This is a genomic window from Kitasatospora sp. NPDC054795 (genome assembly GCF_053611565.1).
On sequence record NZ_JBSHAP010000119.1, the window covers coordinates 1 to 14,916 of the forward strand.

Consider the following 14,916-nt stretch of genomic DNA (forward strand, 5'->3'; position numbering starts at 1 on the left):
GCGCGCGCCCGCGCCTGCCCCGCGCGCCCCCCCCCCGCGCCGGGCCCCCCCCCCCGCCGGGGGCCCCCCCCCCCCCCCACGACGGGGGTGGACCGGAGTCCGGGAGGGGCCTGTCGAGGACGGCCCCGGGCCGAAGGCCCTACATCAGTGCGACGGCGAGCGCCTTGCGGGCCCGCATCGAGGCCCGCTCGGCCCGCTGCCTGAGCCTGCGGGCCCGGGCGACCCGGCTGACGAGCCGTTGGTTCTCGGCCTCGTGCAGCCTGTCTTGCATATGGGCACGGGCCAGGGATTCGTGGAGGAGTTGCATTTCGAGGATCCTGTTCTGGGTCTGACGTTCGGTGGCCTGCTCGGCGCGGGCGGTGGGATCGACGGCGGCGGGGTTCATGTGGTGGTCCTGCTCGTGGTGCTTGCTCGGGAACGGGATGCGGGCTGCGGCGTCGGCCTTGGCGGCGGCGATCCGCACGGATCGGCGGAGGGCGCTGTCCAGCGGGGGCTGCTCTCCCCGGCGGACGACCCTGGCGCCGTGGGCGGGGTTCACGCCATGACCTCGGTCTTGCGCGGACGGCCACGGGGACGCTTGCGGGCCACGACGACGCCCTGGACGAACAGCTCGCCACCCCAGACGCCCCACGGCTCACGCCGCTCCAGGGCGCCGGCCAGGCAGGCCTCCTTCACCGGGCAGGTGCCGCAGAGGGACTTCGCGTACTCGACGTCGGCCGGCGTCTCGGCGAAGAAGACCTCGGGGTCGAAGGCGCGGCAGGGGATGGGGAGACCGAGGGACTCGGCCTGCTCGATCGAGCTGAGCTGCATGGAAGGAACCTCCGGGGGGTCGGCCTGGTCGGCCTGGGTGATCTGGCTTGTCGGCGGTACGGACGGGGTGGGCGGTGTGATGACCGTGGACACTGTGGGCGTCTTCCTCGTCTTTTCTCAGTGGTTCCGGCCCAGGTGACTGGTGGTGCTGGGCCGGAGGCCCCGGAGGGCCTGGGTGGTCTTGCGTACCGGACAAAACAGAAGGGCCGCGGATCCCGGTGTGACGGGTTCCGCGGCCCTGGAGGTGCCGACCTGAGGCTGGCTCAGGTTCGTTCTCTCCAGGGTTCGGGGCCGCGGAAGGCCCACATCCGGACGGCCTCGGCGCCGGTAAAGGCGGCCGTGGCCTGGTTAATCTGCTGCTCGTTCTGCTTCTGGGCGTTTTCGGCACCGATGACCTGCGCATAGCCGCCATGCATGGCGGCGGCTACGGCCGCCTTCGGCGCCTGGGTCGGTCGCTCGTCGCGCAGGGAGCACGGCGTGCCGAACGAGGCCCAGCCCCGGGACAGACCGGTCTCGACAGTGGTGCCGTCGACGCTCCTGCTGCCCGTGAGGCACAGATCAGTGTGTCCAGGACCACTGACAACGGGGGCGACGGAGACACCGGTGGTGTCGAGACCCAGACCGGTTCCACCGAGCTCGGCGAGCGCCCGCAGACGGGCGGCACGCAGGGAGGCAGCGACAACGGTCTGGCCAGTCATTTTGGTGATCATGATGTTTCCCACTGTCTTCGCCTCCTCTCGGCGTCTCGCGGAGCCTGGTTTCCCTGGCTCCGAATGTTCGGATGTCTGTCTCGGTAAAGCTGTGGTGAAGCTCTCGGGCGAGGGGCATCAGCACAGGTTTCACCCCGTGCGACCGCGTCCCCTTGACCGCTCCGGCAGGCTATTGCGCTCCCGGTACGCGGCGCAAACTATTTTTCACGCGAGTTCTTCGGCACGTCACACAACGGGTTCCGAAACCCTCGAAGCGGCCTCCTGGACCATGCCCGGACCGGCTCAGGCCGGACCGTCCGAACCGCCGTCCTCGACGTCGTCCGGGTCCTCCTCGGGCTCCTCCCCCGCACACAACGAGAGCACGGCCGCCCCGTACTTGTCCAGCTTCAGGGCGCCGACCCCGGAGATGGCGGCCAGCTCCCCGCGGCCGGCGGGCACGTCCTCGGCGATCGCCATCAGCGTGGCGTCGGTGAACACCACGTAGGCCGGCGCGCCCTGCTTCTTCGCCTGCCGGGCCCGCCACTCGCGCAGCCGCTCGTACAGCCCCTCGTCCATCGTGGACGGGCAGCTCTCGCAGCGGCGCAGCTTGCGCTCGACGGCCTCGGTGAGCACCTTGTCGCAGACCCGGCACTTGACCGGTCCGCGGACCCGCCGCGCGGCGGAGCGCTCGCCGGGCTCGACGCCCCCTCGCCCGCCGCGCGCGCCGGTGCGCGCGCCGGGAGCGGTGGAGCCGGGGCGCAACCCGTCCAGGAAGCGGCTGGGCTTGCGGCTCGCCCGGCCGCCCGGGGAACGGGAGAGCGCCCAGGAGAGGCTGAGGTGCTTGCGGGCGCGGGTGACGCCGACGTAGAGGAGGCGGCGCTCCTCCTCGACCTGCTCGTCGGTCTTGGCGTAGATGATCGGCAGGGTGCCCTCGGTGAGGCCGACCAGGAAGACGGCGTCCCATTCGAGGCCCTTGGCGGCGTGCAGCGAGGCGAGCGTGACGCCCTCGACGGCCGGGGCGTGCTGGGCCGCGGCGCGGGCGTCCAGCTCGGCGACGTAGGCCGAGAGGTCGGTGCCCTGGCCGGCCTCGGTGCGGGTGCGCTCGAACTCCTCGGCCAGCCGGACGAGGGCGGCCAGCGACTCCCAGCGGTCCCGGACGGCGCCGGAGCCGGCCGGGGGCTCGGCGGTGAAGCCGCGGGTGGCCAGCACCGCGCGGACCTGGCCGGCCAGGTCGGGGGCGTCGTCGGTGAGCGGGTCGGAGGCGGCCCGGGCGGCGCCGCGCAGCAGCACGCCGGCGTCCCGGACCTCGGGGCGTTCGAAGAACCGTTCCGCGCCCTTGAGCTGGTAGGGGACGTTGAGGTCGGCGAGGGCCTGCTCGTAGACCTCGGACTGGCCGTTGGTGCGGAACAGCACCGCGATCTCGCTGGCGCGCACTCCGGCGGCGAGCAGCTCCTTGATCCGGCGGGCGGTGGTCTCGGCCTCGGTGGGCTCGTCCTCGTACTCGGTGTAGACCGGTTCGGGGCCGGCCTCGCGCTGGGAGACGAGTTCCAGGCGGTGCCGGGCGGCCTCGCCGCGGGCCTGGGAGAGCAGCCCGTTGGCGAGGTGGACGACCTGGGGGGTGGAGCGGTAGTCGCGGACCAGCTTGACCACCGTCGCCCCGGGGTGCCGGTTGCGGAAGTTGAGCAGGTAGTCGGGCGTGGCGCCGGTGAAGGAGTAGATGGTCTGGCTGGCGTCGCCGACGACGCAGAGGCTGGCGCCGCCGTCCGGGCCGGTCCACTGGTCGAGCAGGCGCTGCTGGAGCGGGGAGACGTCCTGGTACTCGTCGACGGTGAAGTGCCGGTACTGGGAGCGGACCTGGTCGGCGATGTCCGGGCGGTCCTCCAGGATCGCGGCGGTGAGCAGCAGGACGTCCTCGAAGTCCATGCTGCCGCGGCGGCTCTTGGCCTCCTCGTAGACGCGGTAGACCTGGGCGGTCTCGGCCGGGTCGCGGGGGGCCTCGCGGCCGGACTTGGCGACGGCCACCGGGTAGTCCTCGGGGGCGATCTGGGTGACCTTGGCCCATTCGATCTCGGCGGTGAGGTCGCGCAGTTCGGTGCGCTGGACGCGCAGGCCGCAGCGGCCGGCCGCCTCGGCCACCAGCTGGACCTTGCGTTCCAGGAGCTGGGGCACGGGGCCGCCGACGGCGCGCGGCCAGAAATACTGGAGCTGGCGCAGCGCGGCGGCGTGGAAGGTGCGGGCCTGGACGCCCTCGGCGCCGAGCTGGCGCAGCCGGCCGCGCATCTCGCCGGCCGCGCGGGCGGTGAAGGTCACGGCGAGGATCTGCTGGGGGTGGTAGACGCCGCTGCTCACGCCGTAGGCGATCCGGTGGGTGATGGCGCGGGTCTTGCCGGTGCCGGCGCCGGCCAGGACGCAGACCGGGCCCTGCAGGGCGGTGGCGACGGCGCGCTGCTCGGGGTCGAGCCCGGCGAGCACGGCGTCCGGGCCCGTCGCGGCGCCGGGGTCGGCCCAGGGGGAGCCATGGGTGCCGTCGTACGGGCTGCCGCTCAAGAGGTCTTCCTGCATGCTTTCCATCCTCTCAGCCCGGTGGGACATCGCGGAGGGGGTTGTCCACAGGCCCGGTGCGATCGCAGGATGATCGCTCCGTACGACGGTCGACGGCATACCGGAATGCCCACCGCCCGGTGGACGTTGCCTCCGGAGACCGTACGCACCTCTCTTTCGAAGGAGCCCCCTCGATGTCCGGCACCGTGACGATGTACAGCACGACCTGGTGTGGGTACTGCAACCGACTCAAGAGCCAGCTGGAGCGCGAAGGCATCGGCTACACCGAGATCAACATCGAGGAGGACCCGGCGTCGGCGTCCTTCGTCGAGTCGGTGAACAACGGCAACCAGACCGTTCCGACGGTGCTGGTGACGCCGGCCGGCGGCGGCGAGCGGGTCGTCATGACGAACCCGAGCCTGCTGCAGGTCAAGAAGGCCCTGGCGGCCTGAGGCCGTTGGGTCCGGCCCGGGCCGCCGGGGGCCGGCGCGCGTCACGGCGCGTCGGCCCGGGCCGGGTCGACGGGCGCGGCGGGGGCGGGCAGGGTGGTGCGGGCGCCGAGGTCGCCGACGCCGTAGACGAGCCGGCTGCGGTCGGCCGAGTAGCGGGTCTCGATGACCCGGACGGGCCCGCGCCGGTCGTAGGTGACGCGGGTCTGCACCATCAGCGGCACCCCGGGGCCGCCCTGGAACCACTGGGCCTCCTCGGGGCCGGGCATCCGCGCGACCAGGTGGTCCACGGCGCCGATCTCGGTGCGTCCGAGGGTGGCGAGCACCGCCTCGTCGCCGCCCTCGACGGGGTCGGGCTCCATCAGCGGGGTGCCGGCGGCGAGGCCGGCCCGGTAGTGGCTCTCCTCGATGGAGTAGGGCTCGCGGTCGAGCAGCCGCAGCTGGCGGCGGACCACGATGGCCTCGCCGGGGCGCAGTCCGAGCCGTTCGGCGATGTCCACCCGGGCCCGGACGATCATCATCTCGAAGTCGGTGCCGAGCTCCCGTCCGGCCTCGGCGGCCTCGCCGAGGTAGACGGCGGAGGGCGCGGCAAGGCAGTCGCGCGGCGCGGGGGTCAGACCGGGCCCGTAGGCGCGGTGGTCCAGGACGGGGTGTTCGCGCAGGTAGGTGCCCTTGCCCTGGAGGCGGACCAGGCGGCCCTCGTTGACCAGGACGTCGACGGCGAGCCGGACGGTGTTGCGGGCGACGCCGTACTGGCGCTCCAGTTCGCTCTCGACCGGCAGGGCCGCGTCGGCGGTGAACTCGCCCTCGGCGATCCGGCGGCGCAGGTCGGCGGCGAGGCGCTGGTATTTGGGGGATTGGGCGGTGCCCCGGGGGATTGTCACCCTCGTGAATGTAGCGAGCACGGCGAGCCGGTTTCAGCCGTTTCCGGCAATATCGTCCGCGCGGGTTGACTTCGGAGCCCTGTGAGCCCCTCCCGGTAGCAGAACTGGCCCGTCCGGATACGAACAGCTGGTCGTGGCGAATTCGGGAAGGGATTGCGGAGTAAAAGGGGGGCGCGCGGAATTCTCCACGCGCCCCCTTGGTCCGGGCACCATTCGGGCCGACCACTTCGTACGGACCACTTCGTACGGACCGCTTTACCGCAGGGCTACCAGCGCGCCGCCGAGGGCAGCGGCTCCCCGTACCAGAGCTCGACCAGGTGCCGGGCGATCGAGATGCCGGACGGCGGCAGGATCTCGCCCGCCTCCATCCCGGCCCGCAGCTCCTCGCGGGAGAACCAGCGCGCCTCGGCCAGCTCCTCGCCGTCCACGGTGATCTCGGTGCCGCCGGGCAGCGCCCGGCCCAGGAAGCCGAGCATCAGGCTGGACGGGAACGGCCAGGGCTGGCTGGCGACGTAGCGCACCTCGCCGACCCGCACGCCCGCCTCCTCCTGCACCTCGCGGGCCACCGCCTGCTCGATCGACTCCCCCGGCTCGACGAAGCCGGCCAGCGTGGACCAGCGGCCCTCCGGCCACAGCGCCTGGCGGCCGAGCAGGCAGCGGTCCTGCTCGTCGGTGATCACCATGATCACCGCCGGGTCGGTGCGCGGGTAGTGCTCGGCCGCGCAGGAGGTGCAGCGCCGCACGTGCCCGGCGCCGGCCTTCTCGGTCGGGTGCCCGCAGCGCGAGCAGAAGCTGTGCAGCCGGTGCCAGTGCTCCAGCGCCACCGCGTGCACCAGCAGCCCGGCGTCCCGGTCGGACAGCAGCCCGCCGACCTCGCGCAGCCCGGCCGGGCGGGCATCGCCGTCCAGGCGCCCGGGCAGGCTCTCGCCCGCCAGCGCGAAGTACGAGACGCCGTCCTCGTCGGTGCCCAGGAAGTACCGGTCGCCGGTCTGCGGCGCCTCGAAGGAGGGCATCAGCACGAGCTCGGTGCCCTGCGCGGTGTCGACCACGAACGCCTCGCCGCCCGCGATCGGCAGGACCCGGGTGCTCGGGTGGCTCCAGGCCGCCGCCAGCCAGGGCTCGTCGAGGCGGTGCTCGGCCGCCCGGTCCACCCCGGACCGGGCCAGTGCCAGGTGCAGCGGGCGCTCGGTCTCAGGCACGGTGCTCACGTCTGTTCCATCCCCACGTGGTGAATCATCCGGATGAGTGATCTGGCTGCCATGGTGCTCGAACCCGGGGTCATGCCCCCGGCCGGAAGTTCTCGGCCAGGTCGCCCCAGAGGTACGCGGCGGTCTCCACGCCCTTGGCCAGCAGGTCCAGCTCGACCTTCTCGTTGACCGAGTGCCAGCCGTCCGAGGGCACCGAGATGCCGAGGAACAGCACCGGCGCGCCCAGCACGTCCTGGAGGTCGGCGGCGGGTCCGGAGCCGCCCTCGCGGGTGAAGAGGATCTTCTGGCCGAAGGCCCGCCCCATCGCCCGGACGGTGGACTGGAGCGCCGGGTGGTCCAGCGGGGTCAGGCAGGGCCGGGTCGCACCAGGGAAGACCAGGTCGTACCGGACGCCCGCGGGCACCCGCTCGGCCACCCAGGCCCGCACCGCCTCGCGGACCTTCTCCACCTCCTGTCCGGCGACCAGCCGGAAGGACAGCTTGAGGTGCGCCGAGGCGGGGACGACGGTCTTGCCGCCGGGGCCGGTGTAGCCGCCCCAGATGCCGTTGACCTCGGCGGTCGGGCGGGCCCAGATCCGCTCCAGGGTGGAGTAGCCGGCCTCGCCGCGGGTGCCGTACGACTTGGCGACCCGCAGCCACTGCTCCTCGTCGAAGGGCAGCTCGGCGAACAGCTCGCGCTCGGTCCCGGTCAGTTCGACGACGCCGTCGTAGAAGCCCGGGATCGCGACCCTGCGGTCGGCGTCGTGCAGGCCGGCGGCCAGCTCCGCCGCGACCTGGGCCGGGTTGGGGACGGCGCCGCCGAAGGAGCCGGAGTGGATGTCGGTGTCCGGCCCGTACAGGTCGATCTGGGCGTCGGCCAGGCCGCGCATGCCGGTGCAGACGGTCGGCGTGGTCGCGGACCACATGCCGGTGTCCGAGATGACCACCACGTCGGCGGCCAGCCGCCCGGCCTCGCGCCGGACCAGCTCGGCGAAGTTCGGCGAGCCGGACTCCTCCTCGCCCTCGATCAGCAGCTTGAGGTTGACAGCCGGCGCGGTGCGGCCGGTGGCGGCCAGGTGGGCGCGCACGCCCAGGGTGTGGAAGAACACCTGGCCCTTGTCGTCGGCGGCGCCGCGCGCGTACAGCCGGCCGTCGACCACGGTCGGGGTGAACGGCTCGGTGTCCCAGCCGTCCTCCCGCGCCGCGGGCTGCACGTCGTGGTGCCCGTAGACCAGGACGGTCGGCGCGGACGGGTCCCCGGAGGGCCACTCGGCGAACACCGCGGGCAGGCCTTCGGTCTCCCACACCTCGGTCACCGGGAAGCCGGTCTCGCCGAGCTTGGCGGCCAGCCACTCGGCCGAGCGCCGCACGTCGCCGGCCCGGTCCGGATCGGCCGAGACCGAGGGGATGGCCAGCCACTCGGCGAGGTCGGCGAGGAAGGCGGCCTGGTGCCGGTCGATGTAGGAGCGGACGGCGCTGTCCGGGGTTCTCGTCATACCGACGACTGTAGTTCGCCCGTGCGGGTGCCCGCCCCGGCCGTCCGGCTGCCGGGCGCCGTCGGGGCTGTAACCTCCGTCACCCCCGCCGCGACGAGGACGCGGACGGGGGTGACGCGGACGGGGACGGGGCGAGCGGGCGCGGGGCCCCGGGACCGACGCGGGCCCCGGGGCGGCCCAGGGCCCGGGGCGGCGCGGGCCTCAGCCCGAGCGGCGCAGCAGGGTGATCCGCGAGCGGGTCATCAGCGCCGCGAGCCCGGCCGCAAGCACCGGCAGCAGCAGCACGGTGGCGGCGATGGTGGGCCACGGGAAGACCAGGGCCGCCTTGCTGGCGATCTCCTCGGGGCTCATCCCGGGGTAGCTGCTCGCCGCGGCCTCGACCTTGCGCAGCGCCACTCCCGGCACCACGCCGCAGACCACTCCGAGCAGGGCGCCCATCGCGGCGATCACCCCGCACTGGAAGCCGGACAGCGAGCGCCGGATGCGGGGCTCGGCGCCGACCGCCGCGAGGGTGGTCAGGTCGCGCTGGGAGTCGGCGGCGGCCAGTCCGGTGGCGATGCCGGCCGCGCCGAGGGCGACGATGCCGGCGAAGGCGTTCAGGCCGAACTGGATCAGTCCGGCCGGGGACTCGTAGCCCCGCTCGATCTTGAGCACGTCGTGGTCGACGAGCTTGGTCAGCGCGCCGTCGGCCTTCTGCTGGGCGGTGTCCGAGGGCATGGCGCCGGGCAGCCAGACGGAGCCGGTCGGGGCGGTGGAGAAGCCGAGCCGGGTAGCGGTGTCCTGGCTGATCACGGCCTGGGCCGGGGCGGCCAGCGCGGGCTCGGCGAGGACGGCGTCCACGGCGATCTCGGTGATGACGGGCTTGTTCGCGGGGCCGTTCCCGTTGCCGGTGACCGGAGTGCTGAACCGCAGGGCGGTCTTGCCGTCCTTGATGTAGCGGGCGTCGAAGACCACGGCCTTGCCGGCGGCGAGGGCCTGGCCCGGGGCCGGGTCGGTGACTCCGAAGAGGTTGTGCAGCAGGGTGGCGTCCCCGGCCGTGACCTGGCTGAACGGGTTGTTGCGGCGGTGGTCCGTCTGGCAGCGCTTGTCGGTGCTCATGACGTGCTCGCTCTCGGCCAGCGAGAGGGAGTCGCCCGAGTCCATGAGCGGGCAGCGGTCCTCCTTGGGCAGCTCGACGCTGACGTAGCCGCAGTAGCTGCCCTCGGAGCAGTCGACCTTCGGCTGGACGCGCCGGACGTCGGCGCGCGGGCCGAGGTCGGGGATGCTGCGTTCGACGGCCTCGCGCATCTGCGGCAGCAGCTTGGCGTCGGACAGCCAGCCGTTGCCGAGGATGACGGCCCCGGACGGACCGGAGGCGGTGTAATCCAGCCGGTACTGCTCCTCGAAGCTGGCGATGTAGACGCTGACGGCCACGGAGCCGGCGACGGCGGCCATCACGGCGGCCACCGCGGGCGCGGTGCGGCCGCGGTGGCGCACCGAGTCGCGCAGGGCGAGCCGGGGGCCGAGCGGGAGCCAGCGGCCGAGCCGGCCGAACAGGCCGACCAGGTAGGGCACGAGGGCGACCATGCCGAGCTCGGCGAGGGCCGAGCCGCCGAGGACGGCGAAGCTGCGGTTGCCGACGCCGCTGGTGGCACCGACGAGGGCGAGGGCCGCGCCGCCGCCGAGGGTCAGCAGTCCCGCGACGGCGAGCCTGCGGCTCGGCGGCTTGAGGGTGTCACGGCCGGTGAGCGCGGCGACGACGTCCTGCCGGGAGGCCTGGACGGCGGGCACGACGGCGGCCAGCAGGCCGGTGACGAGCCCGACCATGAGGACGCCGAGCAGGTCGAGCGGCGGCAGGGCGAAGTGGGCGAAGCGCTGGCCGGAGCGTTCCTCGGCGGCGGTGCGCAGCAGGGCGACCAGGCCGATGCCCAGGCCCAGGCCGAGCACGGCGCCGGTGATGCCGAGGACGATGCCGCCGCCGAGCACGACCGCGCGGACGTTGGCGCGCTCACCGCCGGCGGCGGCGAGCAGCCCGAGCTGCCGCCGGGAGCGCCGGGCGCCGACGGCGAAGGCGGGGCCCGCGAGGAGGACGATCTCCAGCAGGGCCATCCCGACGACGGTGGCGAGGATGACGATGTCGGTCCGGTTGAAGTAGCTGGTGCCGCCGCTGTCCTGCTTCTGCTCGACGAAGTAGGGGACGTCGGCGCGGGCCGGCGGGTCGGCCAGCACGGCGCGCGAGGCCACCTGGAAGCCGTACTCGTTGAACTCCTTGACCTTCGGCCAGTCGATCGAGGCCCCGGCCGGGAGCTTGACCAGCCAGCGGGTGGTCCCGCCGGGGTCCTCGGTCGAGGCGTCGGAGCCGCCCGACGGCTTGGGGAGGCGGTCGAGCAGGGCGCCGGGGCGGGCGGTGAGCTCGGTGGCCCGCAGTTCGCCGGGGTACTCGTAGACGCCGGTGATGGTGAAGGGGCTGTTCTCCAGGCCGCGGACGGCGGTCCTGTCGCCGATCCTGAGCCCGGAGCGCTTGAGGAAGTCCCGGGTGACGGCGGCCTCGGTGTCGGCGGCGGGGGCCCGGCCCTGGTAGAGGTCGATCCGGCCGCGCCAGACCGGGTCGGTCAGGTCGGCCTCGCCGACCCGGGTGCTGAGCACGCCCTCGGCGCTGCTCGCGGCGGTGTACGGGCCCGAGAGCTCGGGCACCAGGATGGCGCCGGCCGGGAGCAACTGACGGGCCAGCTCGACGGGTTCGGTGTCGAGGGAGCGCTGCTGCGCGGGGGTGTACTTGGGCGCTTCGCCGTTCTTGGCATCGTCCTTGGGGCTCTGGATGGTGAGCCCCTTCTCGGGGTCGGGCGCCTGCTTGACGGAGGTGCCGCGTTCGACGATGTGCACTTCGGCGACCGCCTGGCCCATGACCCGCGTCGCGTGTTCGGCGGGGGTGAGTTCGGCGCTGCGGAAGACCACGTCGGCGCCGGTGACGCCGAGGACGGGCAGGGCGACCATGGCGATGACGAGGGCGCTGCGGCCCTTGGCGCGCAGGGCGTCACGGCGGGCGATGCGCAGGGCCACCCGCCAGGCGCTGAGCTTCACTCGTCCACCTTCAGGCTGTTGGTGGCGGCGCTGACGAGCAGGCTGGCGGCGTCCTGGCTGACGGACTCGTCGACCATCCGGCCGTCGCGCAGGAAGACGACCCGGTCGGCCCAGGCGGCGTGCCGGGCCTCGTGGGTGACCATCATGGCGGCGGCGCCGGCGTCGCAGCGGGCGCGCAGGACGGCGAGGACGGCCTCGCCGGTGGTGGAGTCGAGGGCGCCGGTGGGTTCGTCGGCGAGGACCAGGCGGCGGTCACCGATCAGGGCGCGGGCGATGGCGACGCGCTGCTGCTGGCCGCCGGACATGTCGTCGGGGAAGCGGTCGGCGAGTTCGGGGATGCCGAGCTCCTCCAGGGCGGCGACGGCCTCGCGGCGGGCGGCGCGGGTGGACAGCCCGTCGAGTTCGCGCGGCAGCGAGATGTTCTCGGCGGCGGTGAGCGCCGGTATCAGGTTGTAGTCCTGGAAGACGTAGCCGACGGAGCGGCGGCGGACCCGGGCGAGCTTCTTGCGGTCGAGCTCGCCGAGGGCGACGCCCTCGACCAGGACCCGGCCGCCGCTCGGGGTGTCCAGGCCGCCGGCCAGGGTGAGCAGGGTCGACTTGCCGGAGCCGGAGGGGCCCATGACGGCGACGAACTCGCCGGGGTGGACCTTGAGGTCGACGCCGCGCAGGGCCTGGACCTCGGCGGCGCCGTGGCCGTGGACGCGGGTGACGTTCTCCAGGTGGAGCACCGGCGTCTGCCGGGCCTCTTGGGTGTGGGACATGGATTCCCCCCTCGTACTGGGTGTGCGCTCGGCGTCGGGGCCGAGCGTGGTGGTTCGGTTGCCGCGCGGGCTCAGGCGCGCAGGCGGCGCCCGCGCTTGGCGGGCGCGGCGCCGTCGCGGGCGGCCTCGGCGGTGCGGGTCTGCAGGAGTTCGGCCTGCTGGGCGAGCCGGGTCTCGCAGTGGTCGAGCCAGCGGATCTCGGCTTCGGTCTGGAAGATGAGCTGGTCGAGGACGAGCAGCCAGGCCAGGTCGTTGCTGGCGGAGGGCGTCGCGCCGGGGCGCTTCTCCCCCGCGAGGGCGCGGCCCTTGAGCCGGGTGTAGTCCTGGAGCGCCTTGATGCTGTGCCGGCGCTGGCCCTGGACGACGGCGGAGACGTCGACCCCGGGGACGGTCACCGCCATGGCGAGCTTGATCGCCAGTTCGTCGCGCGGGGGGTTGGTCCGGGGTACCGGGGTGTCGAACCAGGTCCGCAGCTCTTCCCGGCCCGCGTCGGTGACGGCGTAGAACTGGTGGCCGTCGCCGTCCTCCCCCGCGGGCTCGACCAGCCCGTCGCGCTCCAGCCGGGACAGCGTGGTGTAGACCTGCCCGACGTTGAGCGGCCAGGTGGCGCCGGTGCGCGCCTCGAACTCGGTGCGCAGCTGGTAGCCGTAGCGAGGGCCCTGGTCGAGCAGGGCGAGCAGACCGTGACGGATGGACATACCGAGTATGTATACCCGGTATGCCCTACCGTCTCAAGCCGCGCCCACCCGGTCGGGGGAGCGGGTACCGTCGTGCGGTGTGAGCCACTTGCGCATCGCCACCTTCAACCTCCTGCACGGCCAGCCACTCGCCCCGGACGGCGCCCCGCGGCCCTACCCGTCCGACGCCGGCGAGCCGTTGGCCGAGGCGGTGGCCGCGCTGGACGCCGACGTGCTGGCGCTCCAGGAGGTCGACCGGTACCAGTCGCGCTCCGGCGGCACCGACCAGGCCTCGGTGGCCGCCGCGGCCATGGGCGCCAAGGACTGGCGCTTCGCCGCCGCCCTGCACGGCCGCCCGGCGCCGGTCGCGGGCTGGGTGCCGGAGCCGTCCGGGCCGGGCGGCCTGCGGGTGTACGGGCCGGGCGAGGTGGGCGACGGCGCCCCGCCCTCGTACGGGACGGCACTGCTGACGCGGCTCCCGGTGCGGCACTGGCGGGCCCGGCGGTTCGCCCCGGCGCCGTTCGGGCTGCCGCTGCGGGTGGCCGGGCGGCGCGGACTGACCCCGGTGCCGGACGAGCCGCGGACGGCTCTGGCGGCCGTCCTGGAGGGCGACCGCGGGCCGTTCACCGTGGTGGCGGCGCACCTGTCCTTCGTCCCCGGCTGGAACATGGCGCAGCTGGCCGGCATCCGGCGCTGGATCGCCGACCTGCCGCAGCCGTACCTGGTACTGGGCGACTTCAACCTGGTCGGGGCCGTGCCCCGCACGGTGCTCGGCGGGGCGACGGCGCTGGAGCGCACCGCGCCGCGGGTGCGGGTGCGCGAGCTGCGGGCGGCGCGGCGGGCCCGGCCGGCCCTGACCGAGGCGCGCCGGCGCCGGGTGCGCGAACCGCGCCCCCGCCTGCAGGGCTGGTACGACCTGGCGCGCACGCCGACCTACCCCTCGCACCGGCCCGCGGTGCAGTTCGACCACGTGCTGGGGATCGGCGTGCCGCGCACGGCGGTCGGGCCGGCGGCGGCGCCGCGCGCGACGGTGTCGGACCACCGCCCGCTGCTGGTCGAGGTGTCGCTGTAGGGCGGCCCCGGACGCCTACTGGCGCGCCAGGACCCCGGCCTGCTGCGGGAGGTGGACGGTGGTGGCGGCCCGGGGCTCCCCCGGCCCGAGCGCGTGCGGAGGGTCGAACTGGAGCAGCAGCATGGCCGCGTCGTCGCCGAGCTGGCGCCCGACGTGGCGCACCACGTCCTCGTGCAGCCGCCGCAGGACGTCGGCCGGGCGACCGGCCGCGCAGTGCGGGAAGCGTTCGGCGAGCGGATAGAAGACGCCCGCGCGGTCACGGGCCTCGATCACCCCGTCGGTGAACAGCAGCACCCGGTCGTCGCCCTGGAGCAGCAGCCGGTGCACCGGCGGGCGGACGTCGACCGGGTCGAGGACGCCCAGCGGCGGTACGGTCTCGGCGAGTTCGAGCGGCCGGACCTCCCCGCCGCGCAGCAGCAGCGGGGCGGGATGACCGCAGTTGACGATCTCCGCGTCGCCGTCGGGCCCGACGCCGATCAGCACCAGGGTGACGAACTCCTCCTCCACGCCCGGGTGGTCGTTCTCGTGCAGGGCGCGGTCGAGGCTGACGGCCAGCCAGCCGGCCACCCGGTCCAGGGCGGCCTCCTGGTGGGCGGCCTCGCGGAAGGCCCCGAGCACGGCGGCGGCCGTCTCCACCGCGCCGAGGCCCTTGCCGCGCACGTCCCCGACCACCGCCCGCACCCCGTGCCGGGTGTTGACCACCTCGTAGAGGTCGCCGCCGATCCGGGCGTGCGCGGCGGCGGCCTCGTAGTGGACGGCCGCCCGGACGGTGCCGACCCGCTCGGGGACGGGCCGCAGCAGCACCCGGCGGGCGATCGAGGCGACCAGCTGGGCGTCGGCCAGCGCCCGCTCCTGGCGCAGCCTCAGGGTGGCGCTGACCCAGCCGATCGCGGCGACGAGCAGGATCGCGAAGACGCTGGCGGCGTGCACGGACTCGCCGAGCGTGTCGCTGCGGAAGGCCATCAGGAAGGCCGCCGCCTCGGTGCCCAGACCGATGGCGAGCGGGTACCAGGTCCGGCGGCTGACCACGGCGGCCAGCGCGGGTACAGCGGTGAGGGCCGGTTCGACCGTCACCTCGGTGCCGCTGAGGTAGTCGAGGGCGACGATCAGCACCATGCCGAGGAACGGCAGCGCCAGCGCCGTCCTCGGCCAGGTGCCGGTCGCGCGTGGAGCGGGCCCCGGTGTCGGCCCGGTGAACCGCTCTCTGATCCATCCGGTCGCGCTCAACTTCGGTCTCTCCAGCAGAAGACGCCGATGCCCGAGGGCACCTGCGGTGATGACTGAGGGTCAG

General features: G+C 74.2%; 13 protein-coding genes. 2 read left to right on the top strand and 11 right to left on the bottom strand.

All coding sequences use genetic code 11. The annotated features are described in order from the left end of the window. Positions 1–139: 139 nt before the first annotated feature. The 4 genes from ACWGJO_RS32415 to ACWGJO_RS32430 form a co-directional block, all read right to left on the bottom strand. Positions 140–538, bottom strand: coding sequence for a hypothetical protein (locus ACWGJO_RS32415; RefSeq protein ID WP_452189241.1), 399 nt, complete (start codon positions 536–538; stop codon positions 140–142). Beyond that, on the bottom strand, positions 535–903 hold the full coding sequence (locus ACWGJO_RS32420) for a WhiB family transcriptional regulator (protein WP_380358898.1): 369 nt from the start codon (positions 901–903) through the stop codon (positions 535–537). The genes ACWGJO_RS32415 and ACWGJO_RS32420 overlap by 4 nt, the downstream gene beginning before the upstream one ends. Before the next feature lie 170 nt (positions 904–1,073). Beyond that, complete coding sequence (locus tag ACWGJO_RS32425) at positions 1,074–1,532, bottom strand: hypothetical protein (RefSeq protein ID WP_452177977.1); 459 nt, start codon at positions 1,530–1,532, stop codon at positions 1,074–1,076. Positions 1,533–1,802: 270 nt separating this feature from the next. Further along, positions 1,803–4,070, bottom strand: a complete 2,268-nt coding sequence (locus ACWGJO_RS32430; RefSeq protein WP_452189243.1) for an ATP-dependent DNA helicase UvrD2 — start codon at positions 4,068–4,070, stop codon at positions 1,803–1,805. A gap of 164 nt (positions 4,071–4,234) precedes the next feature. On the opposite strand from ACWGJO_RS32430, the gene ACWGJO_RS32435 reads away from it, so the two are divergent. Continuing rightward, the gene (locus ACWGJO_RS32435; RefSeq protein ID WP_030058313.1) at positions 4,235–4,492 is read left to right on the top strand and encodes a mycoredoxin; all 258 of its coding nucleotides are present in this window, start codon (positions 4,235–4,237) and stop codon (positions 4,490–4,492) included. Positions 4,493–4,533: 41 nt separating this feature from the next. Here the strand turns inward: ACWGJO_RS32435 and ACWGJO_RS32440 are convergent, their stop codons facing one another. The 6 genes from ACWGJO_RS32440 to ACWGJO_RS32465 all read right to left on the bottom strand — a co-directional run bounded on the left by ACWGJO_RS32440 (position 4,534) and on the right by ACWGJO_RS32465 (position 12,574). Next, entirely contained in the window at positions 4,534–5,373 is an 840-nt protein-coding gene (locus ACWGJO_RS32440; RefSeq protein WP_359915373.1) for a GntR family transcriptional regulator, read from the bottom strand. A gap of 266 nt (positions 5,374–5,639) precedes the next feature. Next, the gene (gene nudC / locus ACWGJO_RS32445; RefSeq protein ID WP_359915374.1) at positions 5,640–6,581 is read right to left on the bottom strand and encodes an NAD(+) diphosphatase; all 942 of its coding nucleotides are present in this window, start codon (positions 6,579–6,581) and stop codon (positions 5,640–5,642) included. A 70-nt stretch (positions 6,582–6,651) separates the two neighbouring features. Further along, on the bottom strand, positions 6,652–8,055 hold the full coding sequence (locus tag ACWGJO_RS32450; RefSeq protein WP_452189245.1) for a dipeptidase: 1,404 nt from the start codon (positions 8,053–8,055) through the stop codon (positions 6,652–6,654). A gap of 201 nt (positions 8,056–8,256) precedes the next feature. Further along, positions 8,257–11,115, bottom strand: a complete 2,859-nt coding sequence (locus ACWGJO_RS32455) for an FtsX-like permease family protein (protein ID WP_452189247.1) — start codon at positions 11,113–11,115, stop codon at positions 8,257–8,259. Continuing rightward, the gene (locus ACWGJO_RS32460) at positions 11,112–11,876 is read right to left on the bottom strand and encodes an ABC transporter ATP-binding protein (RefSeq protein WP_452189248.1); all 765 of its coding nucleotides are present in this window, start codon (positions 11,874–11,876) and stop codon (positions 11,112–11,114) included. The genes ACWGJO_RS32455 and ACWGJO_RS32460 overlap by 4 nt, the downstream gene beginning before the upstream one ends. A gap of 71 nt (positions 11,877–11,947) precedes the next feature. Further along, a complete protein-coding gene (locus ACWGJO_RS32465; RefSeq protein WP_452189250.1) occupies positions 11,948–12,574 on the bottom strand; it encodes a PadR family transcriptional regulator in 627 nt (208 codons plus the stop codon). A 79-nt stretch (positions 12,575–12,653) separates the two neighbouring features. Between ACWGJO_RS32465 and ACWGJO_RS32470 the strand changes: the two genes are divergently transcribed. Continuing rightward, on the top strand, positions 12,654–13,625 hold the full coding sequence (locus ACWGJO_RS32470) for an endonuclease/exonuclease/phosphatase family protein (RefSeq protein ID WP_452189251.1): 972 nt from the start codon (positions 12,654–12,656) through the stop codon (positions 13,623–13,625). A gap of 15 nt (positions 13,626–13,640) precedes the next feature. On the opposite strand, the gene ACWGJO_RS32475 is transcribed toward ACWGJO_RS32470, so the two are convergent. Then, positions 13,641–14,852 carry a PP2C family protein-serine/threonine phosphatase gene (locus ACWGJO_RS32475; RefSeq protein WP_452189253.1) on the bottom strand — a complete coding sequence of 404 codons (1,212 nt, stop codon included), beginning with the start codon at positions 14,850–14,852 and terminating at the stop codon, positions 13,641–13,643. Positions 14,853–14,916: the final 64 nt, after the last annotated feature.